This is a genomic window from Oerskovia sp. USHLN155 (assembly GCF_037145535.1).
Classification (GTDB): Bacteria; Actinomycetota; Actinomycetes; order Actinomycetales; family Cellulomonadaceae; genus Oerskovia; species Oerskovia rustica.
In genome coordinates, this window is sequence record NZ_JBBCXG010000012.1 from 121,807 (window position 1) to 146,758 (window position 24,952).

The 24,952-nt window shown below is 71.3% G+C and carries 23 protein-coding genes; 9 read left to right on the forward strand and 14 right to left on the reverse strand.

Going from position 1 to position 24,952, the window contains the following annotated elements; all coding sequences use genetic code 11:
* Window positions 1–114: 114 nt before the first annotated feature.
* Together WFH32_RS17090 and WFH32_RS17095 are read right to left on the reverse strand one after the other, a co-directional pair.
* Window positions 115–1,383 (reverse strand): glycosyltransferase family 2 protein, encoded by a 1,269-nt coding sequence (locus tag WFH32_RS17090; RefSeq protein ID WP_336708510.1) that lies wholly within the window; start codon window positions 1,381–1,383, stop codon window positions 115–117.
* Between the two features lie 6 nt (window positions 1,384–1,389).
* Complete coding sequence (locus WFH32_RS17095) at window positions 1,390–2,400, reverse strand: phosphodiester glycosidase family protein (protein ID WP_336708511.1); 1,011 nt, start codon at window positions 2,398–2,400, stop codon at window positions 1,390–1,392.
* 203 nt (window positions 2,401–2,603) lie between these two features.
* On the opposite strand from WFH32_RS17095, the gene WFH32_RS17100 reads away from it, so the two are divergent.
* Window positions 2,604–3,047, forward strand: coding sequence for a hypothetical protein (locus tag WFH32_RS17100; protein ID WP_336708512.1), 444 nt, complete (start codon window positions 2,604–2,606; stop codon window positions 3,045–3,047).
* Between the two features lie 98 nt (window positions 3,048–3,145).
* On the opposite strand, the gene WFH32_RS17105 is transcribed toward WFH32_RS17100, so the two are convergent.
* The 6 genes from WFH32_RS17105 to WFH32_RS17130 all read right to left on the reverse strand — a co-directional run bounded on the left by WFH32_RS17105 (window position 3,146) and on the right by WFH32_RS17130 (window position 10,874).
* Window positions 3,146–5,242, reverse strand: a complete 2,097-nt coding sequence (locus WFH32_RS17105; protein WP_442946349.1) for an ABC transporter ATP-binding protein — start codon at window positions 5,240–5,242, stop codon at window positions 3,146–3,148.
* On the reverse strand, window positions 5,239–6,978 hold the full coding sequence (locus WFH32_RS17110) for an ABC transporter ATP-binding protein (protein WP_191797824.1): 1,740 nt from the start codon (window positions 6,976–6,978) through the stop codon (window positions 5,239–5,241). Before WFH32_RS17110 ends, WFH32_RS17105 begins: the two co-directional genes overlap by 4 nt.
* A gap of 151 nt (window positions 6,979–7,129) precedes the next feature.
* The gene (locus WFH32_RS17115) at window positions 7,130–7,864 is read right to left on the reverse strand and encodes a TetR/AcrR family transcriptional regulator (protein ID WP_336708513.1); all 735 of its coding nucleotides are present in this window, start codon (window positions 7,862–7,864) and stop codon (window positions 7,130–7,132) included.
* Window positions 7,865–8,039: 175 nt separating this feature from the next.
* Window positions 8,040–9,272 carry an SPFH domain-containing protein gene (locus WFH32_RS17120; RefSeq protein WP_191797826.1) on the reverse strand — a complete coding sequence of 411 codons (1,233 nt, stop codon included), beginning with the start codon at window positions 9,270–9,272 and terminating at the stop codon, window positions 8,040–8,042.
* A 213-nt stretch (window positions 9,273–9,485) separates the two neighbouring features.
* A complete protein-coding gene (locus WFH32_RS17125; protein WP_138824638.1) occupies window positions 9,486–9,935 on the reverse strand; it encodes an NfeD family protein in 450 nt (149 codons plus the stop codon).
* 153 nt (window positions 9,936–10,088) lie between these two features.
* Window positions 10,089–10,874 (reverse strand): ABC transporter ATP-binding protein, encoded by a 786-nt coding sequence (locus tag WFH32_RS17130; RefSeq protein ID WP_191797829.1) that lies wholly within the window; start codon window positions 10,872–10,874, stop codon window positions 10,089–10,091.
* 27 nt (window positions 10,875–10,901) lie between these two features.
* Here WFH32_RS17130 and WFH32_RS17135 point away from each other — a divergent pair, with 27 nt between their 5' ends.
* Complete coding sequence (locus tag WFH32_RS17135; protein ID WP_336708514.1) at window positions 10,902–11,732, forward strand: hypothetical protein; 831 nt, start codon at window positions 10,902–10,904, stop codon at window positions 11,730–11,732.
* On the opposite strand, the gene glgA is transcribed toward WFH32_RS17135, so the two are convergent.
* Window positions 11,696–12,916, reverse strand: coding sequence for a glycogen synthase (glgA, locus tag WFH32_RS17140; protein ID WP_336708516.1), 1,221 nt, complete (start codon window positions 12,914–12,916; stop codon window positions 11,696–11,698). The two genes, WFH32_RS17135 and glgA, sit on opposite strands and share 37 nt — an antisense overlap.
* Before the next feature lie 138 nt (window positions 12,917–13,054).
* On the opposite strand from glgA, the gene WFH32_RS17145 reads away from it, so the two are divergent.
* Together WFH32_RS17145 and serB are read left to right on the forward strand one after the other, a co-directional pair.
* Window positions 13,055–14,293 carry a glucose-1-phosphate adenylyltransferase gene (locus tag WFH32_RS17145; protein ID WP_138824642.1) on the forward strand — a complete coding sequence of 413 codons (1,239 nt, stop codon included), beginning with the start codon at window positions 13,055–13,057 and terminating at the stop codon, window positions 14,291–14,293.
* A gap of 4 nt (window positions 14,294–14,297) precedes the next feature.
* On the forward strand, window positions 14,298–14,954 hold the full coding sequence (gene serB, locus WFH32_RS17150) for a phosphoserine phosphatase SerB (protein WP_336708519.1): 657 nt from the start codon (window positions 14,298–14,300) through the stop codon (window positions 14,952–14,954).
* Window positions 14,955–15,044: 90 nt separating this feature from the next.
* Here serB and WFH32_RS17155 read toward each other — a convergent pair whose 3' ends face one another.
* From WFH32_RS17155 to WFH32_RS17165, 3 genes are all read right to left on the reverse strand, one after another.
* Window positions 15,045–15,542: a SixA phosphatase family protein gene (locus WFH32_RS17155; RefSeq protein ID WP_336708520.1), complete on the reverse strand. Its 498-nt coding sequence runs from the start codon at window positions 15,540–15,542 to the stop codon at window positions 15,045–15,047.
* Window positions 15,543–15,628: 86 nt separating this feature from the next.
* Window positions 15,629–16,396 (reverse strand): enoyl-ACP reductase FabI, encoded by a 768-nt coding sequence (gene fabI / locus WFH32_RS17160; RefSeq protein ID WP_138824644.1) that lies wholly within the window; start codon window positions 16,394–16,396, stop codon window positions 15,629–15,631.
* Window positions 16,397–16,559: 163 nt separating this feature from the next.
* Window positions 16,560–17,288, reverse strand: coding sequence for a beta-ketoacyl-ACP reductase (locus WFH32_RS17165; protein ID WP_336708522.1), 729 nt, complete (start codon window positions 17,286–17,288; stop codon window positions 16,560–16,562).
* Between the two features lie 171 nt (window positions 17,289–17,459).
* On the opposite strand from WFH32_RS17165, the gene WFH32_RS17170 reads away from it, so the two are divergent.
* Genes WFH32_RS17170 through WFH32_RS17180 form a run of 3 tightly spaced genes read left to right on the forward strand, consistent with a single transcriptional unit; the run spans window position 17,460 to window position 19,226 of the window.
* A complete protein-coding gene (locus tag WFH32_RS17170) occupies window positions 17,460–17,963 on the forward strand; it encodes a DUF3099 domain-containing protein (protein WP_318244256.1) in 504 nt (167 codons plus the stop codon).
* A complete protein-coding gene (locus WFH32_RS17175; protein WP_138824645.1) occupies window positions 17,956–18,204 on the forward strand; it encodes a hypothetical protein in 249 nt (82 codons plus the stop codon). The genes WFH32_RS17170 and WFH32_RS17175 overlap by 8 nt, the downstream gene beginning before the upstream one ends.
* On the forward strand, window positions 18,201–19,226 hold the full coding sequence (locus WFH32_RS17180; protein ID WP_336708523.1) for an SURF1 family cytochrome oxidase biogenesis protein: 1,026 nt from the start codon (window positions 18,201–18,203) through the stop codon (window positions 19,224–19,226). Before WFH32_RS17175 ends, WFH32_RS17180 begins: the two co-directional genes overlap by 4 nt.
* Before the next feature lie 71 nt (window positions 19,227–19,297).
* Here the strand turns inward: WFH32_RS17180 and WFH32_RS17185 are convergent, their stop codons facing one another.
* Window positions 19,298–20,896 carry an ABC-F family ATP-binding cassette domain-containing protein gene (locus WFH32_RS17185; protein ID WP_138824646.1) on the reverse strand — a complete coding sequence of 533 codons (1,599 nt, stop codon included), beginning with the start codon at window positions 20,894–20,896 and terminating at the stop codon, window positions 19,298–19,300.
* Window positions 20,897–21,272: 376 nt separating this feature from the next.
* On the opposite strand from WFH32_RS17185, the gene ypfJ reads away from it, so the two are divergent.
* Window positions 21,273–22,178 (forward strand): KPN_02809 family neutral zinc metallopeptidase, encoded by a 906-nt coding sequence (ypfJ, locus tag WFH32_RS17190; protein WP_336708525.1) that lies wholly within the window; start codon window positions 21,273–21,275, stop codon window positions 22,176–22,178.
* 109 nt (window positions 22,179–22,287) lie between these two features.
* Window positions 22,288–22,896, forward strand: a complete 609-nt coding sequence (locus tag WFH32_RS17195; protein ID WP_336708527.1) for a dihydrofolate reductase family protein — start codon at window positions 22,288–22,290, stop codon at window positions 22,894–22,896.
* 136 nt (window positions 22,897–23,032) lie between these two features.
* Here the strand turns inward: WFH32_RS17195 and WFH32_RS17200 are convergent, their stop codons facing one another.
* Window positions 23,033–24,646, reverse strand: coding sequence for a flavin monoamine oxidase family protein (locus WFH32_RS17200; RefSeq protein WP_336708529.1), 1,614 nt, complete (start codon window positions 24,644–24,646; stop codon window positions 23,033–23,035).
* Window positions 24,647–24,952: the final 306 nt, after the last annotated feature.

Below are 24,952 nucleotides of genomic sequence, written 5' to 3' on the forward strand. Positions count from 1 at the left end.
GCCTGGCATCGCCCCCCGGTGCCGAGCACGAGGTTGTGGTCGTTCTGAAGGCATTCGCGACCTCAACCTCGTGGTCGAACGCGCGGAACCTCGTGCTCGGCGGTCGGGCGACCCTCAGCGCACCTCGCCGGCCCGCCGGACGTCCGCCGGGAGGCCCGGCCGATCCACCTCGCTCGCACCATTACCCAGATGCTGCTCGTTGTCGCCAGATGACGCACCGAGGCGACAACCAGCAGCATCTCGCGGGGCCGACGGCGCCACGCGCCCGAACACCACCCGTCGCTGCACCTCGTAGCTCGTCGCGAAGAGCAGCACCTCGGTCACGACCTTGGCCGGCAGCAGCGCGAGCCCCAGCCCGGTAAGGCCCCAGAGCGCTCCGTACCCGACCGCCAGCAGCGCGACCGCGAGCGCCGCGTACCGCAGCGCCGCCTGGCGTCCGGAACCGGGCCCGCGCCCTCTCCCGGTCCAGCGCCCTCCCTCAAGCTCGTGCGCACAGGCACCCTCGCCCACGCCCGCACGGCCGCCCACAGCACCAGCACCCGCACCCGCACCGCCCCCAGCCGCACCCGCGAGCACCCGCCGGTTCACCACGAAGTTCACGGCCCCGCTGACCCCGCGCGCACCGACCACGGAGAGCAGCAGCGACCCCGTCACCGCGTCGAGCACGAGCAGCGCCGCGGTGTCGATCCCGAAGGCAAGCAGCGACGACAGCGAGAACGCGAGCAGCGGCGCGTAGATGCGGGCTGAGTCGGCGAGCGGCCGGAAGTGCGAGGACGCGTTGTCGTCGAGGTAGATCGTCTCGATCCCGACCTCGACCACTGCCAGCCCCTCGCGGGCCGCGGCCAGCAGCACGTTGAGCTCGTACTCGTAACGGTCCCCGCGCACGTCGAGCAGCCAGCCGATCATCGAGGCGGGGTACCCACGCAGACCGGTCTGCGTGTCCTGGACCCGCAGACCGGTCGCGGCCCGGAACAGCCACCGGGTCACGGTGTTGCCGACCCGGCTGCGCAACGGCACGTCTCCCGCGAAGGTCCGTGAACCGAGCACCACGGCCGTACCTTCGTCACGGACCCGCTCCCCGACCCGGAGGACGTCGGCGACGGCGTGCTGCCCGTCGGCGTCGGCACACACCACGTCCTCGCCGGGCCAGCGTCGCGCGACCTCGGCGAGCCCGTACCGCAGCGCCGCGCCCTTGCCACGGTTGGCAGGGAACCCGACGACGACGGCCCCGAGGTGAGCGACGTCGTCGAGCACGGGGCGGGAGCCCGGTCCGCTGCCGTCGTCGACCACGACGATCCCCCGTACCTCACGCGTCGCGCGCAGCGCCGCGACCAGGCGGACGAGCGCCACGTCCGGTTCGTAGGCCGGGATCAGCACGATCACGGCGCCTCACTCCCCGACGTACAGGATGTCGGAGGTGCCGCGCTCGGCGCCGCGGCCGAGCGGGTCGTTGACGAGCTCGCCGTCGTAGTACATGGTCGACGACCCACCGCCGTCGAGGTTGTACGCGGTCGTCGCCCCGAGGTCCTGCATGATCTCGGCGAGCCCGATCATGGTCACGCCGCGGCTGTACCCCGCGCTGCGTCCGTCGACGACGACGAAGACCAGGTGGTTCTCGTCGACCAGGCCGACCGCCGTCCGGGGCTGCTCGCCCTGGATCGAGTGGTTGCCCACGTTGGTGTCGACCTCGACGTCGTCGATGCCGTCGACCACCTCGCCGCCGTCGAGCAGCGCGGGCCCGAACGACAGCGTGTTCCACACGCCCGCGTCGACAAGCTCCTGCGCGGTCGTGGTGGTCTCGTCGTAGACCTCGACGGTCCCGTCCCGGTAGAACGCGAGGCCCTCGCGCGCGCCCTCGTCGCGGTAGACGACGCCGTTGCGGATCACGATGCCCGTCGAGCGGAAGCCGTAGTAGTCGCCGTTGATCGCGAGGAGGGCGTCGTTGTCGGCCGCGATGTCGGAGGTCTTCTCGGTGATGTTCTCCCCGAACGCGTTCTGGGCGAACGCCGAGCGCAGGTCGGTCGCGTCACCCAGGACGACGTCCGCGACGTAGTACGTCACGGTGTCGTCGCCCGACCCTTCGACGACCTGCCGCACGCTCACGCTCGTCCCGTCGGACGAGGTCGAGGCGTCGGCGGAGACCGCCGTCTCCGACGAGGTCCGGGACGAGCCGCCCGACGACGCGCCCTCCGTCCCGACATCGCTCGCCTGGTCCGCCTCGTAGGCCGCGACGTCGGCGATCTCGACGTGCTCGACCACGTACCGGTCGAGGGCCCACGCGGTCGCTCCGCCGAGGGTCAGCGTCAGGGCGAGGCCGCCCGCGAGGAACGCACGCCGTCGTCGTCGGCGCCGGTCGGGCGGAGCGTCGAGCGGGGTGCCGGGGTGCTGGTCGTGTGTCATGCGCCCAGGTCTACGGAACGCACGTGTGCCGGGCGCAGGTGCGGGCTGAGGGGTCGCTGTGAGGTGCGTCCTGACGGCGGCACGTGATCGCCGTCACGACGACACGCTCCCACGGAACTCTCAGGTGAGACGTCGCTCACTCTTGCACCCTGGTACGACTAATACATACTTTCGGCCCGGTTCCCGCGTGATTTCATGGATGCATGAAGAAGCAGATGATGGCACTCGCTGCCGTGGGCGCGATCGCGCTCCTGAGCGCGTGCGGTACCGACACCACGACCGACAGCGGCTCCTCCACCGACGAGACCCCTGCGGGCGCGACGAACCTCCAGGTGTGCGCGAAGTACTTCGACGGCGGTGAGCCGTCCGTCGCGCAGCGCGTCACGGACGAGCTCGAGTTCGACATGGCGGCCCTCACGGACGACCAGTCGAACGCGATGCGCAGCACCAACATCCAGCTCGAGGCCATCCTGCGCCTCGCTGGGCCCGAGGACACCAACCTCGTCATCAGCAAGATCAAGACCCCGTTCCAGATGGCTGACGACATCGCCGACGAGACCGGGACCGAGATCGACACCACCGGGGTGACCGAGGCCGTGGCCGAGCTCCAGACGATCTGCGACAACGCCGGGTACACCGCTTCCTGACCCTCAGCAGCGACCTCGCCCTCATCCCGGGCGAAACCCCGAGAGCCGGTACCGCCCAGAAGGCGGCACCGGCTCTCGTCGTTCACGGGACGCCCGCGTCAGCGGGTCATCTCGCCCTCGGCGACCTCCTCGACCGCGGCCGCCGCGAACTGGCTCTCGTAGAGCCGCGCGTATGCGCCGCCCCGCTCGATGAGCACCTCGTGGTTGCCCATCTCCACGATCGCGCCGTCCTCCATGACGAGGATCACGTCGGCGTCGCGGATGGTCGACAGCCGGTGCGCGATGACGAACGACGTCCGCCCGGCGCGCAGCGCGTTCATGGCCTGCTGCACGAGCACCTCGGTGCGCGTGTCGACCGAGCTCGTCGCCTCGTCGAGGATGAGGATCGCCGGGTCGGCGAGGAATGCGCGCGCGATGGTCAGGAGCTGCTTCTCCCCCGCGCTCACACCCGAGCCCTCGTCGTCGATCACGGTCGCGTACCCGTCGGGCAGCGTGCGTACGAACGGGTCCACGTGGGTCGCCCGCGTCGCCTCGAGGAACTGCTCCTCGGTGACCTCGACGCCGTCTGGCACGCCGTAGCGCAGGTTCTCCTCGATGGTGCCCTTGAAGAGCCAGGTGTCCTGGAGCACCATGCCGATGTTGGACCGCAGCCCGTCGCGGCTCATGGTGCGGGTGTCGACGCCGTCGAGCGTGATGCGCCCGCCGTCGACCTCGTAGAACCGCATGATGAGGTTCACGAGAGTCGTCTTGCCGGCCCCGGTGGGCCCGACGATCGCGACCGTCTGGCCGGGCTCGGCGACGATCGAGAGGTCGTCGATGAGCGGGCGGTCGGGCACGTAGCGGAACGACACGTCCTCGAACGCGACCCGGCCCTGCACGTCCGTGACCACGACCGCGGGCGACGGGTCCGGGGACTCCTCGTCGGCGTCGAGCAGCTCGAACACGCGCTCCGCGGAGGCGACGCCCGACTGCAGGAGGTTCATCATCGACGCGATCTGGGTGATCGGCTGCGTGAACTGGCGCGAGTACTGGATGAACGCCTGGACGTCACCGAGCGAGAGCGTGCCCGACGCGACGCGCAAGCCGCCGACGACCGCGACGATGACGTAGTTGAGGTTTGCGACGAAGCCCATCGCGGGCTGGATGATCCCCGAGATGAACTGCGCCTTGAAGCTCGCCTCGTACAGCTCGGCGTTCTCGTCGGTGAACGTGTCGACGGCCGTCTGCTGGTGGCCGTAGACCTTGACGAGCGCGTGGCCCGTGTACATCTCCTCGACGTGCGCGTTGAGGCGCCCGGTCGCTGCCCACTGCTTGATGAACTGGGGCTGCGAACGCTTGGCGATCAGCGCCGTGACGAGCACCGACAGGGGCACCGTCACGAGCGCGATGACCGCGAGCAGGGGCGAGATCCAGAACATCATGGCGAGCACGCCGACCACGGTCAGGACCGAGGTCACGAGCTGCGAGAGCGTCTGCTGGAGCGTCTGGGCGACGTTGTCGATGTCGTTGGTGACGCGGCTGAGGACCTCGCCCTTCTTCTGCCGGTCGAAGTACGACAGCGGCAGCCGGCCCAGCTTGGCCTCGACCTCGGCGCGCAGGCGACGCACGGTGCGCTGCACGACCGACGTCGTCACGCGGCCCTGGATCCAGCCGAAGAAGAACGAGCCGACGTAGATCGCGAGGACCCACAGCAGGATGACGCGCAGCGCGGTGAAGTCGATGCCCTGCCCGGGCACGACGTCCATGGCCGCGAGCATGTCGGCCTGCGTGCCCTGCCCCGTGGCACGCAGGTTGTCCACGGCCTGCGCCTTGGTGATGTCCGCGGGCATCTGCGAGCCGATCACGCCCGCGAAGATGACGTTGGTGCCGTTGCCGAGCAGCTTGGGGCCCAGCACGGCGAGCGTCACGGACAGGACCGACAGGACCGTGATGGCCACGACCGCGAGCCGCTCGACCCGCAGGTAGCCCGCGAAGCGCTTGAGCGAGCCGGTGAAGTTCATCGCCTTCTCGGTGGGCATGCCCATGCCGCCCATGGGGCCGTGGCCGCCGCCCTGGGGTCGCCCCTTGAGGCGCGTCGTGGACAGGTCGGGCGCGTCGCCCGCGGGTTCGTCCTGCACGCCGCCCGACGGCGTCACGTGCGGCTCGGCGTTCTTGTCGCCCGGGTTGTCGCTCGGGCGAGGGGTCTGGGTGCTCATGCTGCCTCCTGCGCCGAGAGCTGCGAGTACACGATCTCCTGGTACGTCTCGCACGTCTCCAGGAGCTCGTCGTGGGTGCCGGTGCCGACGATGCGGCCGTGGTCGAGCACGACGATCTGCTCGGCGTGCCGGATGGTCGCGACGCGCTGGGCGACGAGCAGGACCGTGGCCTCACGGGTCCGCGGGGCGAGCGCGAGCCGCAGGGCCGCGTCGGTCGCGTAGTCGAGGGCCGAGAACGAGTCGTCGAACAGGTAGACGCTGGGCTTGCGGACGATCGCGCGGGCGATCGCGAGCCGCTGGCGCTGGCCCCCGGAGAAGTTGGTGCCGCCCTGCGCGACGGGGGCGTCGAGCTGCCCGTCGAGCTGCTCGACGAACTCGCGCGCCTGCGCGACCTCGAGCGCCTCCCACACCTCCTCGTCGGTCGCGTCCTCCTTGCCGTAGCGGACGTTCTCCGCGACGGTCCCGGAGAACAGGTACGCCTTCTGGGGCACGTAGCCGATCATCGACCACAGGTCCTGGAGCGAGACGTCGCGGACGTCGGTACCGTCGATCCGCACGGACCCGGCCGTCGCGTCGAAGAGCCGCGGGACGAGCTGGAGCAGCGTCGTCTTGCCCGAGCCCGTGGACCCGATGATCGCGGTCGTCCCGCCCGGTCGGGCCGTGAACGTGAGGTCGTGGAGCACGGGGTCCTCGGCGCCGGGGTACCGGAAGTCGACGCCGGAGAACGTGATGACGCCGGTGCGGTCGGCACGGGCCGCCAGGCGCACGGGCGCCTGGGGCTCGACGACGGTCGTCTCGGTGTCGAGGACCTCGCCGATGCGCTCGGCCGAGACCGCGGCGCGCGGGACCATCATGAAGATCATGGTCGACATCATCACTGCCATGAGGATGTACATGATGTAGCTGAGGAACGCGGTCAGGGCGCCGATCTGCATCCCGTTCTCGACGCGGTACGCGCCGAACCACAGGACGGCGACGCTGGTCGCGTTCATGACGAGCATGACGGTCGGGAACATGAGCGCCATGAGCTTGCCCACGCGCAGCGACGTGTCGTAGAGCCGGTCGTTCGCGACGGCGAACCGCTCCTCCTCGCGACGCTCGCGCACGAACGCCCGGATGACGCGGATGCCGGAGATCTGTTCGCGCAGCACGCCGTTGATCGCGTCGATGCGCTTCTGCATCTTGCGGAAGTACGGCACCATGCGGGACACGATCAGCCCGACCACGATCCCCAGGACGGGCACGACGACCAGCAGCAGCGCCGAGAGCTCGACGTCCTCCTGGAGCGCCATGATGACGCCGCCCACGAGCATGATGGGCGCCATGACCATGATGGTGAAGGCCATGAGCACGACCATCTGGACCTGCTGGACGTCGTTCGTGGTGCGCGTGATGAGCGACGGGGCGCCGAGCACGCCCATCTCCTGCGCGGAGAAGGACTGGACGCGTGTGAAGAGGCCGTTGCGCACGTCGCGCCCGAACGACATGGCGACCTTGGCGCCGAAGTACACCGCGACGATCGCGCAGATCACCTGCCCGAGGCTGATGACGAGCATGACGCCGCCCGTACGCACGATGTAGGCGGTGTCGCCCTGCGTGACGCCCTTGTCGATGATGTCGGCGTTGAGGCTGGGCAGGTAGAGGGTCGCGATGGTCTGCACGAGCTGGAGCACGAGCAGGATCACGATGGGCGTCCGATAGGGACGCAGGTACGTCCTCAGTAGACGAAGGAGCATGTGGGGGGTCCTGTCGGGGATGGGGGCGAGAGGAGGACGGGGATCTCGACGATGCCCGACGGCGGAGCGCACGTCGAGCTGTTTCGGTGACCTCGCCGACCGGTCCAGCATGCGTCGCCGGGGCGACGACCGCGAGGGCGAGGCGGCGGTGTCAGGCGAGCGACGCCGTCGGGACGGGGGCTACGGGCGGGCCGTTCGCCCGGCACGGGTCGTCGAGGACGCCGTGCAGGAAGACGTCGACGATCTGGGTCGGGTCGAGCGGCCCGCCCTGGGACATCATGGGGCTCGCGTGACCGTGGACGAGGAAGAAGAACACGCTCGCCGCGACGCGCGGCTCGGTGCGCAGTTCGGCGGCGAACGGTGCGACGCGCGCCTCGATCGCGCCGACGATGTCCTGGACGGCGGACATCCGGGCGTCCCGGTGGGAGTCCGCGCCCTGCTCGCCGTGCTCGCCGTGGCGGCGGTGCGGGGCGTCGTCCGGGGCGCCGGGTCGGGTGTGCTGGCCGTGCTGGCCGGGCTTGCCGTGCCGGTCCCCCATGAACTGGTGGGCGACCTGGACGATCTTGGCCGTCGCACGCTGGCTCTCCTGGATGAGGTCCGCCAGGGCGACGAGGGTCGTCTCGAGCGAGTCGCGTTCCGGAAGGTCGTGGATCGCCCGGACCAGCGGGGCGGGGTCGAGGGCCGCGACCAGGGCCGCGTGGAGGAGCTCGTCCTTGTCCTCGAAGGCCCGGAACAGGGTGCCCTCTGCGACGTTCGCGGCCTCGGCGATCTGGCGGGTCGTCACCGCGGCGCCGTAGCGCGCGAGAAGCGGGACGGTCGCGGTGGCGATCGCCGCGCGACGGTCGTCGCGACTCATGGGTCGGGCTCGGCCCGAGGGTGTGGTCACGCCACCGACTCTAAGTGAGTGAGCACTCACTCGTCAAGGTTGCCCGGCGCAACGGATGGGCGTGGCGCCCGGAGCCCACAGGGCACCGCCGAACGCCGGAGGGGCGCCGCTCGCGCGACGCCCCTCCGGGTACCCCTGTTCCTGCCGCGCCGTGTGGGACGCGTACCAGCCGACGCTACGGGCGCTCCTCCGTGCCGCCCTCCACGCCGCCGTCCTCGGGTGCGTCCGCCGGGGGCGCACCGAGGGGGCGCGGCGCGGCCGTGCCTGGCTCGGGGGCCGGCGCGAAGCGCTGACCGGGGCCGCCGGGACGTTGCCCGCGCTCGGCCTGCTGGTCGAACGGCAGGCCCGAGTGCGTGCCTGCGCTCGTGGCGTCGGCCGTGGCGGCCTCGGCCTGGCGACGCGCCTCGGCGAGGGCCTCGGCGGGGTCGACCAGCGCCGGGGTCCCGAACTTCACACGGTCGCGGTCGCGCTCGCGGCGCGCGGCCTCGGAGGCCTCCAGACCGTCACCGGACGGGGTCGGCACTCCGCCGAAGCCCTGGGCGATCGAGCCCAGCGCGGCCGTGAACTCCGTGGGGACGACCCACAGCTTGCTCGCGGTGCCGTCGGCGATCTTCGGCAGCATCTGGAGGTACTGGTAGGCGAGCAGCTTGGGGTCGGCGTCACCCTCGTGGATGGCGTCGAAGACCTGCAGGATGGCGCGGGCCTCACCCTCGGCGTTGAGGATCGCCGCCTGGGCGTTGCCCTCCGCCCGCAGGATCGCAGCCTGCTTCTCACCCTCGGCCGTCAGCACCTGGGACTGCTTGATGCCCTCGGCCGTGAGGATCGTCGCACGACGGTCACGCTCGGCTCGCATCTGCTGCTCCATCGAGCCCTGCACGCTCGCGGGCGGGTCGATCGACTTGAGCTCGACGCGGTTGACGCGCACGCCCCAGCGACCCGTCGCCTCGTCGAGCACACCACGGAGCTGGCCGTTGATCTGGTCACGGCTCGTCAGGGTCTGCTCGAGGTCCATGGACCCCACGACGTTACGGAGCGTGGTGACGGTGAGCTGCTCGATGCCCTGGATGTAGTTCGCGATCTCGTAGACCGCGGACTTGGGCTCGGTGACCTGGAAGTAGATGACGGTGTCGATGCTGACCACGAGGTTGTCGGACGTGATCACGGGCTGCGGCGGGAACGACACGACCTGCTCGCGCAGGTCGACCCCGGCGCGCACGCGGTCGACGAACGGGATGAGCAGGTGCAGTCCCGGCTCGAGCGTGCTCGAGTACCGGCCCAGCCGCTCGATGATCAGCGCGGTCGCCTGCGGGACGATCCGCACGGCCTTCACGAGCGCGATGATCACGAACAGCAGGATCAGTCCGAGGACGACGTACACGGCGATCATTCCGGGGTCTGGGTCACTCATCGATCTTCTCCTGAGGATGGTTCTCGGTGGGCTGACGGGTCACGCGGTACTGGTCGTGCGGTGCGGTGCGGGGAAGACGGGGGAACTGTCCGGTGCGACGAGGCCGTGGAGCGACGGCGCGAGCCGCCGGCGAGACGATCACGGGCGACGGACGGGACGCCGCGGGGTTCCACGGCCTCCCCGAGGCGTCCGAGACGGACACCGAGGCCACGCTCAGACCGTGTGGCTGTCCGGGGCGAGCGACTGGACGACCGCGGTCGCGCCGTCGATGCGCACGACCCGGACCTCGGCGCCGATCGGCAGCTCGGGCGACCCGTCCACCGTCCGCGCGCTCCAGATCTCGCCCTGGAGCTTGATCCGTCCGCTGAGCTCGGTCACACGGTCCACGACGACGGCGGTCCGGCCGATCTGGGCGGCGGCGCCGGTCTCGGCGAGGGGTACGCGATGGCGCAGGTGACGCAGCAGCCAGGGACGCAGCGAGAGCAGCAGCGCGGCCGACACCACGGCGAACGTGATGATCTGGAGCCACAGCGGGCCACCGGCCGCGTTCACGCCGGCCGCGGCGAACGCCCCGCCCGCGAACATGATCAGCACGAGGTCGAGGGAGATGATCTCGATGAGGATGAAGAGCAGACCTGCTCCTACCCACCACAACCAGTCCATGACGGTTCCTTCCGTCGTGAGGCTCGTTCGCTGCACGTCGTCGACGTGTCGACACCACCTGCGTTCTTTGCCCAGATTTTACCGGAAGAACGAGATCCGTGCACCTATCGGGCGTGTCGCGTACGCCACCGTGCGTGCCCTCGGCGGGGCCCGTCAGCGAGCCGCGCGCGCCATCCAGCGGCCGCCGCCGTGAGCCACGAGCAGAGGCAGCCCGAACGCCTCGCTGAGGTTCTGGGCCGTGAGGACCTCGGTCAACGGACCGGCGCGGTGCACCGCGCCGTCCTTGAGGAGCAGGACGTGCGTGAAGCCCGGCGGGATCTCCTCGACGTGGTGCGTGACCAGGACCAGCACGGGCGAGGCCGGGTCCGCCGCGAGCTCGGAGAGCGCGCCGACGAGCTCCTCGCGGCCGCCCAGGTCGAGACCTGCCGCGGGCTCGTCGAGGAGCAGCAGCTCGGGGTCGGTCATGAGGGCGCGGGCGATCTGGACGCGCTTGCGCTCGCCCTCGCTCAGGGTCCCGAACAGACGCTCGGCGAGCGGCAGCACGTCGAAGGCCGCGAGGAGGTCGTCAGCACGCTCGGCGTCGAAGTCCTCGTACGTCTCGGTCCAGCGCCCTGTGACGCCGTACGCCGCGGTCAGCACCACGTTGCGCACGGTCTCCGCCGCGGGGATCTGCTCCGCGAGCGCCGCGCTCGCGAGCCCGATGCGGGGGCGCAGCCCGAACACGTCGGTGCGCCCGATGCGCTCGCCCAGGAGGTCCGCGGTCCCCGAGGTGGGGTGCATGCGTGCCGCCGCGATCTGCAGCAGGGTCGTCTTCCCGGCGCCGTTGCGGCCCAGGATCACCCACCGCTCGCCCTCGTTCACCTGCCAGTCCACGGAGTCGAGGATGGTCTTCGTGCCACGGCGCACCGTGACTGCCTGCAGGTCCAGAACCGAGCTCATGGGACACGACCCTATAGGTTGGCTGACGTGGAATCCCACTCGACCCTCCCGCTCCCCCGCGCCGTCGTCCTTGCCCTGTGGGTACAGGCCCTGGCACCGCAGCCCGGCGCGGCCCAGGTGCCCGACGACGCGCTGCTCCGGCGTGCCGTCGCGGCCGTCCGGCAGGACGACGAACCTCACACCGTCGAGGGGGCCGACGACGCCTCGACGCTCCTCGAGCTCCTCACGCGCTGGACCCGCGGTCCGGTCGAGGTCTGCGCGGTCCTCCCGGCTCCCGGCGACGTCCTGGGGGTACCCGCCGCCGTGAGCCCGGACGCGACCGACGCGCAGGAGTGCCTGCTCGTGCAGTCCCCCGAGGGCTCGTGGGCGCTCGTGCCCGAGATCACGGAGTTCGGGAGCGTCTACGAGACGGGTCACCTCGTCGCCTGGCACGTGACGCCCGTGCCGACGTGGCGCACCCAGGTGCTCGCCGCCGTCGGGCCGCTGGCCGACGCCGAGCGCGACCTGCGCGTGGCGCTCCTGACCGCGACCGAGGCCCTCGCCTCGCTGGACGTGGCGCGCTGGCGCGAGGACGCCGCCGAGACGATCGCGTCGCTGCGGTCCACGACTCCCCCCGACTGGCCCCTGCCCGCGGTACGCGGAGAGGCCGAGGCGCGCCGCGTGCGCGTGCTCGCGCAGGCCGCGCGCCTGCGGGCCATCGTCGACCTCGCCACGGCCGACGACGGCGGCGCGGTCAACCTGTGGCAGGCCGACCAGCGCTCGACCGCCCTGCGTGAGGTCGATCGGGCCGCACGGCGGGCGATGTCCGCCGCGACGGCTCGCTACGCGACCGGGCCGGACCCGAGCACGCTGCGGTAGACCTCGAGCGTGCGGTCCGCGATCGCGTCCCACGCGAAGTGGTCCTCGACCCGGGTGCGCGCCGCACGGCCCATCTCGCGGGCCCGCTCGGGGTCGGAGACGACCGTGACGAGCGCCGCGGCGAGGTCGGCCACGAAGCGGTCCGGGTCCACGGGCGTGCCCGTCCCGTCGTCGACCTGCTCGATCGGGACCAGGTGGCCCGTGACGCCGTCGTCGATCACCTCGGGGATGCCGCCCGTCGCGGACCCCACGACCGGCAGCCCCACGGCCATGGCCTCGAGGTTGACGATGCCGAGCGGCTCGTAGACCGACGGGCACACGAAGACCGTCGAGGCCGCGAGGACCGCGACGAGCTCCTCGCGCGGGAGCATCTGCTCGATCCAGACCACGCCCGTGCGCTGCTCCGCGAGGCGCGCGACGGCGTCGCTCACCTCGGTCGCGATCTCGGGGGTGTCGGGGGCGCCCGCACAGAGGATCAGCTGGACCTCGGGGGGCAGCTCCGCGGCCGCCCGCAGCAGGTACGGCAGGCCCTTCTGACGCGTGATGCGCCCCACGAAGACCACGGCCGGACGCTCGGGGTCGATCCCGAGGTCGCGGACCACGCGGTCCGCCGCGGCGACCTGCGCCTCGGACTCCGGACGGCGCCAGCCGTCCAGGTCGATCCCGTTGTGGACCACGTGGACCTTGGCCGGGTCGACGTCCGGGTAGCAGCGCAGGATGTCCGCACGCATGCCCGCCGAGACCGCGATGATGCCCGCGGCCGCCTCGTAGGCGGTCTTCTCGGCCCAGCCGGACAGCGCGTAGCCGCCGCCGAGCTGCTCGGCCTTCCACGGCCGCAACGGCTCGAGCGAGTGCGCGCTGAGCACGTGCGGGATCCCGTGCAGGAGCGAGGCCAGGTGGCCGGCGAGGTTCGCGTACCAGGTGTGCGAGTGCACGAGGTCCGCGCCCGCGACGTCGTCGGCCATCGCGAGGTCCACGCCGAAGGTGCCCAGGACCGCGTTCGCCGACGCGAGCGAACCGGGGACCGAGTAGCCCGTCACGCCCTCCTCGGCGCGCGGCCCGTCGAACGCGCGCACGCGCACGTCGATGCGCTCGCGCAGCACACGGGACAGCTCGGCGACGTGGACGCCCGCGCCTCCGTAGACGTAGGGCGGGTACTCACGGGTCAGCAGGTCGACTCTCACGCGCCACACGCTAGCGCGGTCCGCGGGACTCGTGCGCACCGCCCCGCCCGGGCGGCCGTCACCACGTCGTGGGACGAACCGCGCCCACCCTGCGGTTCGGGCGATGCGAACCACGCTCTGGGCCTTAAGGTTTTGCCCATGGCCGCCCCACGTGTCCTTGCAATCGTCCTCGCCGGTGGCGAGGGCAACCGGCTCATGCCGCTCACCGCCCACCGCGCCAAGCCGGCCGTACCGTTCGGCGGTATCTACCGCCTGGTCGACTTCGCGCTGTCGAACCTGGTGAACTCGCACTACCTGCACATCGTCGTGCTGACGCAGTACAAGTCCCACAGCCTCGACCGCCACATCACCAAGACGTGGCGCATGTCGTCGTTGCTCGGGAACTTCGTCGCGCCGGTGCCGGCACAGCAGCGGGTGGGCAAGCACTGGTACCTCGGCAGCGCCGACGCGATCTACCAGTGCCTCAACATCATCGAGGACGAACGCCCCGACATCGTCGTGGTCGTCGGTGCGGACCACGTGTACCGCATGGACTTCTCCCAGATGGTCGACGCCCACATCGCCTCGGGCGCCGAGCTCACCGTCGCCGGTATCCGCCAGCCCATCTCCATGGCCGACCAGTTCGGGGTCATCGACACCGACCCCGAGGACCCGGCCAAGATCCGCGCGTTCCTCGAGAAGCCGACCGACCCCGTCGGCCTGGCCGACTCCCCCGGCGAGATCCTCGCCTCGATGGGCAACTACGTCATCGACGCCGACGCGCTCGTGGCCGCCGTGACGGCCGACGCGAGCGACCCGGACTCGCGCCACGACATGGGCGGCGACATCGTCCCGGCCTTCGTCGCACGCGGCACCGCGGGCGTCTACGACTTCATCCGCAACGACGTCCCCGGCTCCACCGACCGGGACCGCGACTACTGGCGCGACGTCGGGACCCTCGACGCGTACTACGACGCGAACAAGGACCTCATCTCGATCACGCCCGTCTTCAACCTGTACAACGACGAGTGGCCCCTGCACACCGGGTACGTGGGCCTGCCGCCGGCCAAGTTCGTCCACTCGGGCCAGGGACGGCTGGGCCACGCCGCGGACTCGCTCGTCTCCCCCGGCGTCATCATCTCCGGCGCCACCGTCGTGGGCTCCGTCCTGTCACCCGGCGTCTACCTGCACTCCTGGTCGTCCGTCTCCGACTCCGTCCTCATGGACGGCGTCCAGGTCGAGCGGCACGCCCAGGTCCACCGCGCGATCCTCGACAAGAACGTGATCGTCACCGAGCGTGCCCGCATCGGCCTCGACCCCGAGCAGGACCGCGCCCGGGGCTTCACGGTCACCGACTCGGGCATCACCGTCGTCCCCAAGGGAACCATCGTTGAATAGCACCATGACCGCCCGCCCCGCCTCGACCCGCCGCCTCGTCGTGATGGACGTGGACTCCACGCTCATCACGCAGGAGGTCGTCGAGCTGCTCGCCGACCACGCCGGGACGCGCGAGCTCGTCACGGACGTCACCGAGCGCGCGATGCGCGGAGAGATCGACTTCGCCGAGTCGCTGCGCGAACGCGTCGCGACCCTGGCCGGGGTCCCGGTCAGCGCGTTCGAGGACGTGCTCGAGAAGGTCACTCTCACCCCCGGCGCCCCCGAGCTCGTCGCCGAGCTCCAGAGCCGTGGGTGGACCGTGGCCCTCGTGTCCGGAGGCTTCGAGGAGATCGTGGCCCCCCTGGCCGCGCGGCTGGGGATCACGCACTTCCGGGCGAACCGCCTCGAGGTGTCGGACGGCCGCCTCACGGGGCGCACGACCGGCCCCGTGATCGACCGGGCCACCAAGGAGGTCACCCTGCGCGACCTCGCGGCCGCCGAGGGCGTCGACATGGCGGACACGGTCGCGATCGGCGACGGCGCCAACGACCTCGACATGATCGGCGCCGCCGGGATCGGGATCGCGTTCGCCGCCAAGCCCGTCGTCGTCGCCCAGGCGCCCTACTCGGTGCCGGGGCCGCGCCTCGACGCGGTGCTGGAGATCATCGACGCACAAGCCTGAGGCGCGCACGACGACGGTCCCTTCCCCCGGTCAGCGGGGGAAGGGACCGTCGTCATGCTGCCTGCCCGTCGGGGCTCTGCTCAGCCCTGCTCAGCTCGAGGGGCGCCCGACGTACGTCAGGTCCGCGACACCGTCGGTCCACTCGCTCCACGCCGTGAGGGACTCCAGCACGCTGTAGGTCGCGGTCGGGACCCCGACGCGGACCTGCGCCAGGGCGCCCGAGTCCGAGCTGGAGGAAGCCAGGTGCGCAGCCGCGGCCGCCATGGTCGGCTCGTGACCGATCACGAGGAGCGTCCGCACGCGGGAGTCGGCGCCGTGGACCAGGTCCACGACGTCCTTGACCCCCGCGGCGTACAGGGTGTCCGTCACCACGACCTCGGGCGCGACGTCGCCGAGGTTCGCGGCGAGCAGCTCCCAGGTCTGGCGCGTGCGCAGCGCCGAGGAGCACAGGACGAGCTCGGGGACGAGCGCGGAGTGGGCGAGCGCGGCACCGACCCGGCCGGCCTGACGCCGACCGTTGAGCGCGAGCGGCCGCAGGACGTCGTCGACGCCCCCGGCGGGCTCGGCCTTGGCGTGCCGGAGCAGCACCAACCGGTGCGTACGGCCCGGTGCCCCGGACCCGGTGGCGTCGAACGCCGCCGCCGATCGGCCATCTCGCACGTTCGTCCCTCTCGTCACAGACCCATGGCGTGCACGCCGCCGTCGACGTGCACGATCTCCCCCGTCGTCGCCGGGAACCAGTCTGACAGGAGAGCGACGACCGCGCGTGCGGCGGGCTCTGCGGTCATCTGGTCCCAGCCGAGGGGGGCTCGCGTGGGCCAGCCGTCCTCCATCTGCTCGAACCCGGGGATCGACTTCGCGGCCGTCGTGCGGATCGGGCCGGCCGAGACCAGGTTCGTGCGGATGCCCTCGGGGCCGAGGTCGCGCGCGAGGTAGCGGTTCGCGGACTCGAGCCCGGCCTTCGCGACGCCCATCCAGTCGTACACGGGCCAGGCGAACTGCGCGTCGAACGTCAGCCCGACCACGGCGCCACCGTTCGTCATGAGCGGCTTGGCGGCCACGGCGAGGGACTTGTAGGAGAAGGTCGAGACCTGCAGAGCGGTCGCGACGTCCTCCCAGCTCGCGGAGAGGAAGTTGCCGCCCATGACGGACTGCGGCGCGAACCCGATCGAGTGCACGACGCCGTCGAGCGTGTCGACGTGCTCACGGACCGCGTCGGCCAGACCTGCGAGGTCCTCCTCGTTCGTCACGTCGAGCTGCACGACGGGTGCCTCGACCGGCAGACGCTTGGCGAACGCCTGCGTGAGCTTCATCTGGCGACCGAACGAGGAGAGCACGACGGTGGCCCCCTCCTCCTGCGCGAGCCGGGCCGCGTGGAACGCGATCGAGGAGTCGGTGAGGACGCCGGTGACCAGGAGCTTCTTGCCTTCGAGCAGACCCATCAGTTCTTCTTCCGTTCTTTCGTCGTGCGCTGCTTGAGCGTACTCATGGACGACCCGCACCGACAGTTCTGGGGGGGTCGTGCGGTGTGTCGAGGAACACGCCGTGCTCCCCGGTGGCGCGCGCGGTGGTTCGGGCTGTCCCGTTCCGCGCGTGCCGGTGGCCTCAGTGGCCCATGCCGAGGCCGCCGTCGACGGGGATCACGGCGCCGCTGATGTACCCCGCGTCGGGCGACGCCAGGAACTGCACGACGCCCGCGACCTCGTCCGCCTGGGCGAAGCGCCCCGCCGGGATGTTGGCCTTGTACTGCTTCTGGCGCTCCTCGGGCAGCTCGGCCGTCATGGCGGTCTCGATGAAGCCGGGGGCCACGACGTTCGCGGTGATGCCGCGCCCGCCCAGCTCGCGCGTGATGGAGCGGGCCATGCCGACCAGCGCGGCCTTGGACGCCGAGTAGTTGACCTGTCCCGGGCCGCCGTACAGGCCCACGACCGAGGAGATGAGGACGATGCGGCCGCGGCGCAGACGGATCATGCCCTTGGAGACGCGGCGCACGCAGCGGAACGTCCCCGTGAGGTTCACGTCGATGACCGACTCGAACTCGTCGTCGGTCATGCGCATGAGGAGCTGGTCGCGCGTCACGCCCGCGTTCGCGACGAGGACCTCGACCGGGCCGAGCTCGGCCTCGATCGTGGTGAACGCCGCGTCGACCGCGTCGGTGTCGGTGATGTCACCCACGACGCCGAAGACCCCCTCGGGGAGGTCGCCGCTGCGGTAGATCGTCGCGACACGGTCGCCGTTGGCGACGAAGCGCTCGGCGATCGAGCGGCCGATGCCCCGGTTGGCGCCCGTGACGACCACGGTGCGCGGGGCGGGGGAAGCGGGGGCTTCGGACACGACATCTCCTCGTTCGGGTGGCTGGGAGGCGACGCCTGCGGCGGGAGAGGTCCCGCGCGGCCGGCACGTCGCCGCCACGACCGTACCCCGCGCCCCGGACCGCGTGCGCGCAGGGACCATCACAGGCGGCAGGGGTCCTTTGTCGGGTTCCGACAAACGTAGGATGGAGGGGTGAGCAGCAACAACCAGGTGCCGAGCATCTCGAACGCACCGGAGTCGCTCGCGGAGGACCAGGCGCGGCGCACCAAGCGCTACCTCATCCAGATGGGGATCCGGCTCGTGTGCTTCCTCGCGGCGGTGATCGTCCACGGGTGGTTCTCGTTCGTCCTGATCGGCGCCGCGATCGTCCTGCCGTACGTCGCGGTGCTGCTCGTCAACGCGGGACGCGACCAGAAGTCCTACGACGTCTCGCCCATGGAGCGCCTCCAGGTCGAGGCCGCGCCCGACCACCCGGGCCTCGGGCGGGTCGTCGAGCTCGACGACGAGGGCCGGGTGCGCGACGACGCGCCCGCCGCGTCGGACACGGCGGACACGGCAGACGCGGCGGGCGCTGCCGACGCGGCGGACACCGACCGGACAGCCGACCGTCCCACGGGCCGGACCGCCGACCAGGCCGCCGACCCGACGACCGACCGAACCGACCGAACGACCGACCAGGAGCCGCACGATGGTTGACCTCCTCCACCTCGCCGACCCCGTCGACGAGGGTGAGCTGATCTGCAGCGGCAAGGGCTGCCGCGCCGAGGCCGTCTGGGGGCTGCTCTGGAACAACCCCAAGCTGCACACGCCCGAGCGCCGCAAGGTCTGGCTCGCGTGCGACGACCACCGCGAGCACCTCGAGACGTTCCTCGGTGCCCGTGACTTCTGGAAGCAGACCGTCCCCGTCGCCGACCTCGAGCGCCGGCCCGAGCTGTGACCCAGCCCTCCCCCGGCCCCGACCACCCCGCAGGACCCGGCGGACCGGACGCGGCCGCCGCTCCGCAGGGCGCCCGGCAGCCCGACGCCGCCCGGCTCGCGCTCGACGTGTCGCGCGACGCCAAGGCCGAGCCCCGGACGCTGCGCCAGTGGGTCACGCTCGCGCTCGGGGTCCTGCTCGTGGCCGCGCTGTGCGTCCTCGCGGGCCGGTGGCAGTGGCACCGGTACGAGTCGCGCTCGGCGCAGATCGAGATCATCGAGTCGAACTACGACGCGGAGCCCGTGCCGCTCACGGACGTGCTCGACGGCCCGGGCGCCGTCCTGGACCCGCAGGACGTGTGGCAGCGCGTGACGCTCGAGGGCTCCTACGTCGAGGACGCCACGGTCCTGCTGCGCAACCGTCCGGCGGGTGGCAAGGCCGGCTTCCACGTCCTGGTGCCGTTCGTGACGGCCCCGACCGACGGCGGCGAGAAGGTCGTCATGGTCGTCGACCGCGGCTTCGTGCCCCTGGGTGCCGACGCGAGCGCCCCCGACGCGGTACCCGCTCCCCCGGCGGGCACGGTCGAGGTGACGGTCAGCCTGCGCGCCGACGAGCCCGCGTCGCGTCGCGACGCCCCGGCCGGTCAGGTCCAGGCCATCAACACGGCCCAGGTCCTCGCCGAGGGCCCCGACGGCGCCGCGTGGGCCGAGGGGGCGACCGTGGGCGCGTACGGCTCGCTCCGGGCCGAGGACCCCGCCCCCTCCGCGTCGCTGCGCCCGCTCCCGGTACCGGACACCGACCCCGGCTCGCACCTGTCGTACACGTTCCAGTGGTTCGTCTTCGCCGCGGGCGCGATCGGCGGGTTCCTCATCCTGATCCGCCGCGAGAAGCGCGAGACCGTGACCGCGGGCGACCTGCTCGGCGAGCAGCGGGCGACGGGCCGTGCACCGGGCGAGACCGCGCCGCGCCGCAAGCGCGGTCCCACGGCCGAGGAGGAGGAGGACGCGCTCATCGACGCTCAGCTCCCCGAGACCCGCCTCTGACCGCGCGCCCAGACACGACGAACGGCCCGCCTGCTCCGAGGAGCAGGCGGGCCGTTCGTCGTTCCAGCGGCTCAGGCCAGGGAGATGAGCTCCGCGTAGGAGTCGTTCCACAGGTCCTCGTCGCCGTCGGGCAGCAGCAGGACGCGCTCCGGGGAGAGCGCCTCGACCGCACCGTCGTCGTGGGTGACCATGACGACCGCGCCCTCGTAGTTCTTGAGCGCGTCGAGGATCTCGGCGCGCGAGGCCGGGTCCAGGTTGTTGGTGGGCTCGTCGAGGAGCAGCACGTTCGCCCCGGAGACCACGATGGTCGCGAGCGCGAGGCGCGTCTTCTCGCCACCGGACAGGACGTTGGTCGGCTTGTTCGCGTCGTCGCCGGAGAACAGGAACGAACCGAGGACCGAGCGGACCTGGGTGTCGGTGAGGTCCGGCGCGGCGTGCCGCAGGTTCTCGACGACCGTCACGTCCATGTCGAGCGTGTCGTGCTCCTGGGCGTAGTAGCCCAGCTTGAGCCCGTGCCCCGCGATGACCTCGCCCGTGTCGGGCTTCTCGACGCCCGCGAGGATGCGCAGCAGCGTCGTCTTGCCCGCACCGTTGAGCCCGAGGACGACGACGCGGCTGCCGCGGTCGATCGCGAGGTCGACGCCCGCGAAGATCTCCTGCGAGCCGTACGACTTGGACAGGCCCTCGGCCGTGATGGGCGTGCGCCCGCACGGCGCCGGGGTCGGGAACCGCAGCTTGGCGACCTTGTCGTTCACGCGCTCGCCCTCGAGGCCCGAGAGCATGCGCTCGGCGCGCTTGATCATGTTCTGCGCGGCCACGGCCTTGGTGGCCTTGGCGCGCATCTTCTCGGCCTGCGCGAGCAGCGTGCCGGCCTTCTTCTCGGCGTTGGCGCGCTCACGGCGACGGCGGCGCTCGTCGGTCTCGCGCTGCTCGAGGTACGCCTTGTAGCCCAGGTTGTACTGGTCGAGGACGCCGCGCGTCGCGTCGAGGTAGAAGACCTTGTTGACGGTCGCCGAGAGCAGCTCGACGTCGTGGCTGATGACCACGAACCCGCCCGAGTAGTTCTTCAGGTAGTCGCGCAGCCACAGGATCGAGTCGGCGTCGAGGTGGTTGGTCGGCTCGTCGAGCAGCAGGGTCTCGACGCCCGAGAACAGGATGCGCGCGAGCTCGATGCGTCGGCGCTGGCCACCCGAGAGGGTCTTGAGGGGCTGCGCGAGGATGCGGTCGTCGAGGCCCAGGTTCGACGTGATGCGCTGCGCCTCGCTCTCCGCGGCATACCCGCCCGCGGCCGTGAAGCGCTCCTCGAGCTTGGGGTAGCGCTCCATCGCGGCGAGGTGGGTCTCCTCGTCGGCGCTCGCCATCTCCCCCTCGGTCTCACGCATCTTGCGGACCAGCACGTCGAGGCCACGCGCCGAGAGGACGCGGTCCATGGCGATGACGTCGAGGTCGCCCGTGCGCGGGTCCTGCGGCAGGTAGCCGACGTCTCCGGTGCGCACGATCTGCCCGGCCGTGGGCTGGGTCTCCCCCGCGAGGGTCTTCGTCAGGGTGGTCTTGCCCGCTCCGTTGCGACCCACCAGGCCGATCCGGTCTCCGGCTGCGATGCGGAAGGACGCCTCGTCCAGCAGGACGCGGGCGCCGACGCGCAGCTCGACGGCGTGGGCAGTGATCACAGAGAGTTCCTCCGGCAGGATGGTGAGGTGTTCAGGGGGCGTAGGGGTTCGCGCGGTCGCGCTGTGCGCGAGACACAAACGCCACCGATTCTAGTGCCGGGAGCCCGCGGACGGAACGGGATTTCGCGGGCTGGTCCGTCACAGTCGGGCTGCTGGTCGCGCCTGGGGTGCCGAGAACGGGGTTGTGGCCGTTCCGGCGGCCATGGCGGCCTCAAGCCCGTTCTCGGCCCCCGCCTGCCCGGGGGCGGGCTGCGGGCGGGTGCGGGACGGGGGCGAGGTGGGCGGCGCCGTCGGGGCCGGTACCACCGACGGGCCGTCCTCGCCCGACGTTGCACCGCAGGACGCCGTGACCTGCGGCGACGAGTAGCGTTGACCCGTGACGTTCAACGAGGGTGGCTCATTCGAGGGTGGTCGGGTCCGCAAGGGCGGGCGCGGCAAGGGACCGGTGATCGCGGGCGGCGGCATCGCGGCCGTGCTCGTGGCGGTCGTGTTCGCGCTCCTCAACGGTGGTGACCTGGGCAGCGTGCTCGGCGCGGTGAGCGACCAGGTGGTCCAGCCTTCCGGGGCCGAGGACACCGCGCAGCAGCAGTTCGTCGAGGAGTGCACGGTCGAGCAGGCCAACACCGAGCGGGAGTGCCGGCTGTCGGCCACCGCGCTCTCGCTCGACGACTACTGGTCCGAGGCCCTGCCCCAGCAGGTCGGCGTCGAGTACGTCGTCCCGGAGGTCTACAGCTTCACGGGCTCGACGCAGACCGGGTGCGGCGCGGCGACCAGTGCGGTCGGGCCCTTCTACTGCCCGCCCGACCAGACCGTGTACATCGACGTCTCGTTCTTCGACGAGCTGCGCGACCGCTTCGGGTCCTCGGGCGGCCCGCTCGCCGAGGAGTACGTCACGGCGCACGAGTTCGGACACCATATCGAGCAGCTCACCGGTGTCATGGCGTCGGCGGACCGGTCCGGGACCGGCCCCGAGTCCGACTCGGTGCGCATCGAGCTCATGGCCGACTGTCTGGCCGGGATGTGGGCCGGGAACGCCGCGACGAACATCGACGCCACGCGCGGCGTGCCGTTCCTGCAGGAGATCACCCCGGACCAGCTGAAGGACGCCCTCTCCGCCGCGTCCGCCGTGGGCGACGACCGCATCCAGCAGTCCGCGACCGGCTCGGTGAACCCCGAGGCGTGGACACACGGGTCGAGCGACCAGCGCCAGCGCTGGTTCATGACGGGCTACGACGGCGGGACGTTCCAGGACTGCAACGCGCTCGAGGCGTCGACGCTGTGAGCACCCCACCGGACCGATGAGTTTCCGGTCGTGCCGCCGTCTCAGTGGTGAGACCAGGCCGCCGCCGAGCGGCACCACCGCAGGGATCGACACGGACGGGGACGAACCGATGGCTGAGCTGCTCGTCGACTTCATCACCTCGCTCGACGGCTACGCGTCGGGCGAGGGCTGGCCCGGGTTCTGGGGGCTCGAAGGCCCTGAGTACCTCGGGTGGCTGCAGGAGCAACCCCAGGTCACGTACCTGATGGGCGCGACCACCTATCGTCTGATGTCGGGCTTCGCGGCCGGTCAGATGCCCGAAGGGACGGACGAGTTCACGGCCGACGAGGAGGCGTCGGTCGACGAGCTCACGGCGGCACGGAAGGTGGTCTTCTCCAGCACGCTCCCCGAGCCGCTGACGTGGCCGAACTCCACGCTGGTGCGCGGCGACGCGGTCGAGGCGGTCCGCGCCATGAAGGCCGAGGAGGCCGGCATCCTGAGCACGATCGGCAGCCTCAGCGTGGCACGTGCGCTGCTGCGGGCCGGGCTCGTCGACCGGTTCCGGGTCGGGATGTTCCCCGTGATCACCGGCGCGACCGGGTCCGAACGGATCTACGACGGGTACCCCGACGTCGCCCTCGAGATGACCGAGCACCACACCTTCGACACCGGCATCCAGATCGTCGAGTACCGCCCACGAGTCCTGGAGGGCCCGCCGCTCGCGCCCGCGGACGGGTGAACACGCCGGGTCGGGCTGGAGTCCGGCGCTCCGGGGCACGGGCGATGCGCCCCGTGCCCAGGCGCCGACGAGCGTGCCGGACGAGCAGCCGGTCCGGGCTCCTCGAACGAGTCGAGGAACCCGGACCTCGTGCGCATCAGCTCGACATGACGCGCTGGTGGAGGTTCTGCACGGCGTACCGCGCCGACCAGAACGCACCGTGCTGCCAGGCGGAGATCTCGGACATCCAGTCCCCCGCGAAGTACACGTTGCCCGCGCCCTGCTGGAGCTGCTTGAAGCGCGCGGACTCGGTGTTCGGGTACGCCCAGGCGCCCTCGATGTACGGCACCTTGTGCCACGCGATCGAGAACGAGCTCTCGAGCTCGGTCCGGTACTTCTCGCCGTGGATCTTGACGCCCTGCTCGACCGCGCGCAGCTCACGCTGCTTGGGCGCCATGTCCGCGTAGGCCCGCGCGTTGGCCCCCGTGTTGTAGTAGCCGACGACGAGGCCCTTGCGCTCCCCGTACCCGTAGGACGGGTACCAGATGTGGGCCAGGTCCATGTCGGTCTCGGTGATGCCGCCGTAGATGCGGTGGTCGTCCTCCCAGAAGCGCGACCGGTACTGGAGGCCGATCTTGCCCGCAGGAGAGCCGACCGCGAACTCGCCCAGCGCCGCGTCGATGTCCGGGCCCCAGTTGGTGCTCCAGCGACGCATGAGCCCTGCCGGGGCGGACACGATCGCGAAGTCGGCGTCGATCTGGCGAGCCTTGCCGTTCGCCGCCGTGTAGGTGACCTTGACCCCGCGGCTCGTGTTCTCGACCCCGGTGACCGGCGAGCTGAAGAGCACGTTCTGCTTGCCGATGGCGCGCACGAAGTACTCGTAGGTCGTGTCCATGCCGCCCTTGGGTTGGAACATGAGCATCGACTGCTCCCAGTTGATCTCGAACGGGAAGTACTGCCCCACCTTCGAGGCGAGCACCTCCGAGACCGTGCCCGGTCCGGGCAGCGGCGTGCCGTGCTCGTTCCACGCCGTCGGGTAGACCGAGTACCCGCGGTTGCTCCCGCCCTGGTACTTCCCGTCGGTCGTCAGCGACCCCCAGCTGCGCAGGAAGGACCGCAGGTTCTCCTTGTCCGCGGCGGTCAGCTTCTGGTCGAGCGCGCCCTGGTCGGCCGCCATGCTCAGCAGCTCCGAGGTGTAGCCGAACACGTCGGCCTTGGCCGTGCGGTACCGGACCGGGTTGCCCGGGGTGGCGCCCGAGCGCTCGTTGTAGAGGTAGGCGTCGGCGTTGGCGTTGGTGAAGACCTCGTACGGCACCCCCAGCTCGCGCAGGTAGTCCATGGTCACCATCCACTGGGCGATGCGCCCGGCGCCCGCGTTCATGTACGTGCCGTCGGAGAACCGGGCGATCTGCTTGACGCCGTTGATGTCCGTCTCGGAGTCGCCGTTGCGTATCGTCAGCGTCCGGCCACCCGCCCGGTGACGGGCCTCGAGCACCGTCACCCGGTAGCCGGCCTTCTGCAGCTCGTACGCCGACGCAAGCCCGGCGGGTCCCGCACCGACGACCACGACCTTCTTGGCGGAACGCCCGGTCAGCGAGAAGTCGCTGCCCCTCGGGGGTGTCCAGGACTCGTTCCGCGGTTGCGCCGCGGCCGTCGGGGCGAGCCCGACGGCGCCCATCGTCGCGAACATGACGCCGGCGCTGGAGCCCACGCCGACTGCCTGGAGGAAGCTGCGGCGCGAGACGCCGGAGGAGCCGTTTTCTGAGACCACGATGCCCTACCTCTCGTCTTGTCGGTCTGACGGACGGGGTCCACGGCCGCGAGCGCCAGGTGCCGCCGCCAGCACCGTGCGTGACGCTAGGCGCCCCAGGTTCCCTGGACGGTTCCTCGGCGTTTCCTGACAGTTGCCGGGGGTAACAAGTCTGTTTCGCGAGGTTCCTGCCGGATGCCCTCTGCAGGCGGATCCGGCGATACGAGGCATCGGCCCGACTTCCGCCCGAACCTCGGCGTTCATCGCGCCGAAACGGCACCTCACTACGGTCCTCGCCATCCGGTACCCACCGGACCGACACGTGCC

Bases quoted from the DNA above. Each gene is read 5' to 3' on its own strand.
- WFH32_RS17095 (WP_336708511.1), bottom strand. From the start codon at position 2,400: ATGACACACGACCAGCACCCCGGCACCCCGCTCGACGCTCCGCCCGAC.
- WFH32_RS17100 (WP_336708512.1), top strand. From the start codon at position 2,604: ATGAAGAAGCAGATGATGGCACTCGCTGCCGTGGGCGCGATCGCGCTC.
- WFH32_RS17105 (WP_442946349.1), bottom strand. From the start codon at position 5,242: ATGAGCACCCAGACCCCTCGCCCGAGCGACAACCCGGGCGACAAGAAC.
- WFH32_RS17110 (WP_191797824.1), bottom strand. From the start codon at position 6,978: ATGCTCCTTCGTCTACTGAGGACGTACCTGCGTCCCTATCGGACGCCC.
- WFH32_RS17120 (WP_191797826.1), bottom strand. From the start codon at position 9,272: ATGAGTGACCCAGACCCCGGAATGATCGCCGTGTACGTCGTCCTCGGA.
- WFH32_RS17125 (WP_138824638.1), bottom strand. From the start codon at position 9,935: ATGGACTGGTTGTGGTGGGTAGGAGCAGGTCTGCTCTTCATCCTCATC.
- WFH32_RS17130 (WP_191797829.1), bottom strand. From the start codon at position 10,874: ATGAGCTCGGTTCTGGACCTGCAGGCAGTCACGGTGCGCCGTGGCACG.
- WFH32_RS17145 (WP_138824642.1), top strand. From the start codon at position 13,055: ATGGCCGCCCCACGTGTCCTTGCAATCGTCCTCGCCGGTGGCGAGGGC.
- serB (WP_336708519.1), top strand. From the start codon at position 14,298: ATGACCGCCCGCCCCGCCTCGACCCGCCGCCTCGTCGTGATGGACGTG.
- fabI (WP_138824644.1), bottom strand. From the start codon at position 16,396: ATGGGTCTGCTCGAAGGCAAGAAGCTCCTGGTCACCGGCGTCCTCACC.
- WFH32_RS17175 (WP_138824645.1), top strand. From the start codon at position 17,956: ATGGTTGACCTCCTCCACCTCGCCGACCCCGTCGACGAGGGTGAGCTG.
- WFH32_RS17195 (WP_336708527.1), top strand. From the start codon at position 22,288: ATGGCTGAGCTGCTCGTCGACTTCATCACCTCGCTCGACGGCTACGCG.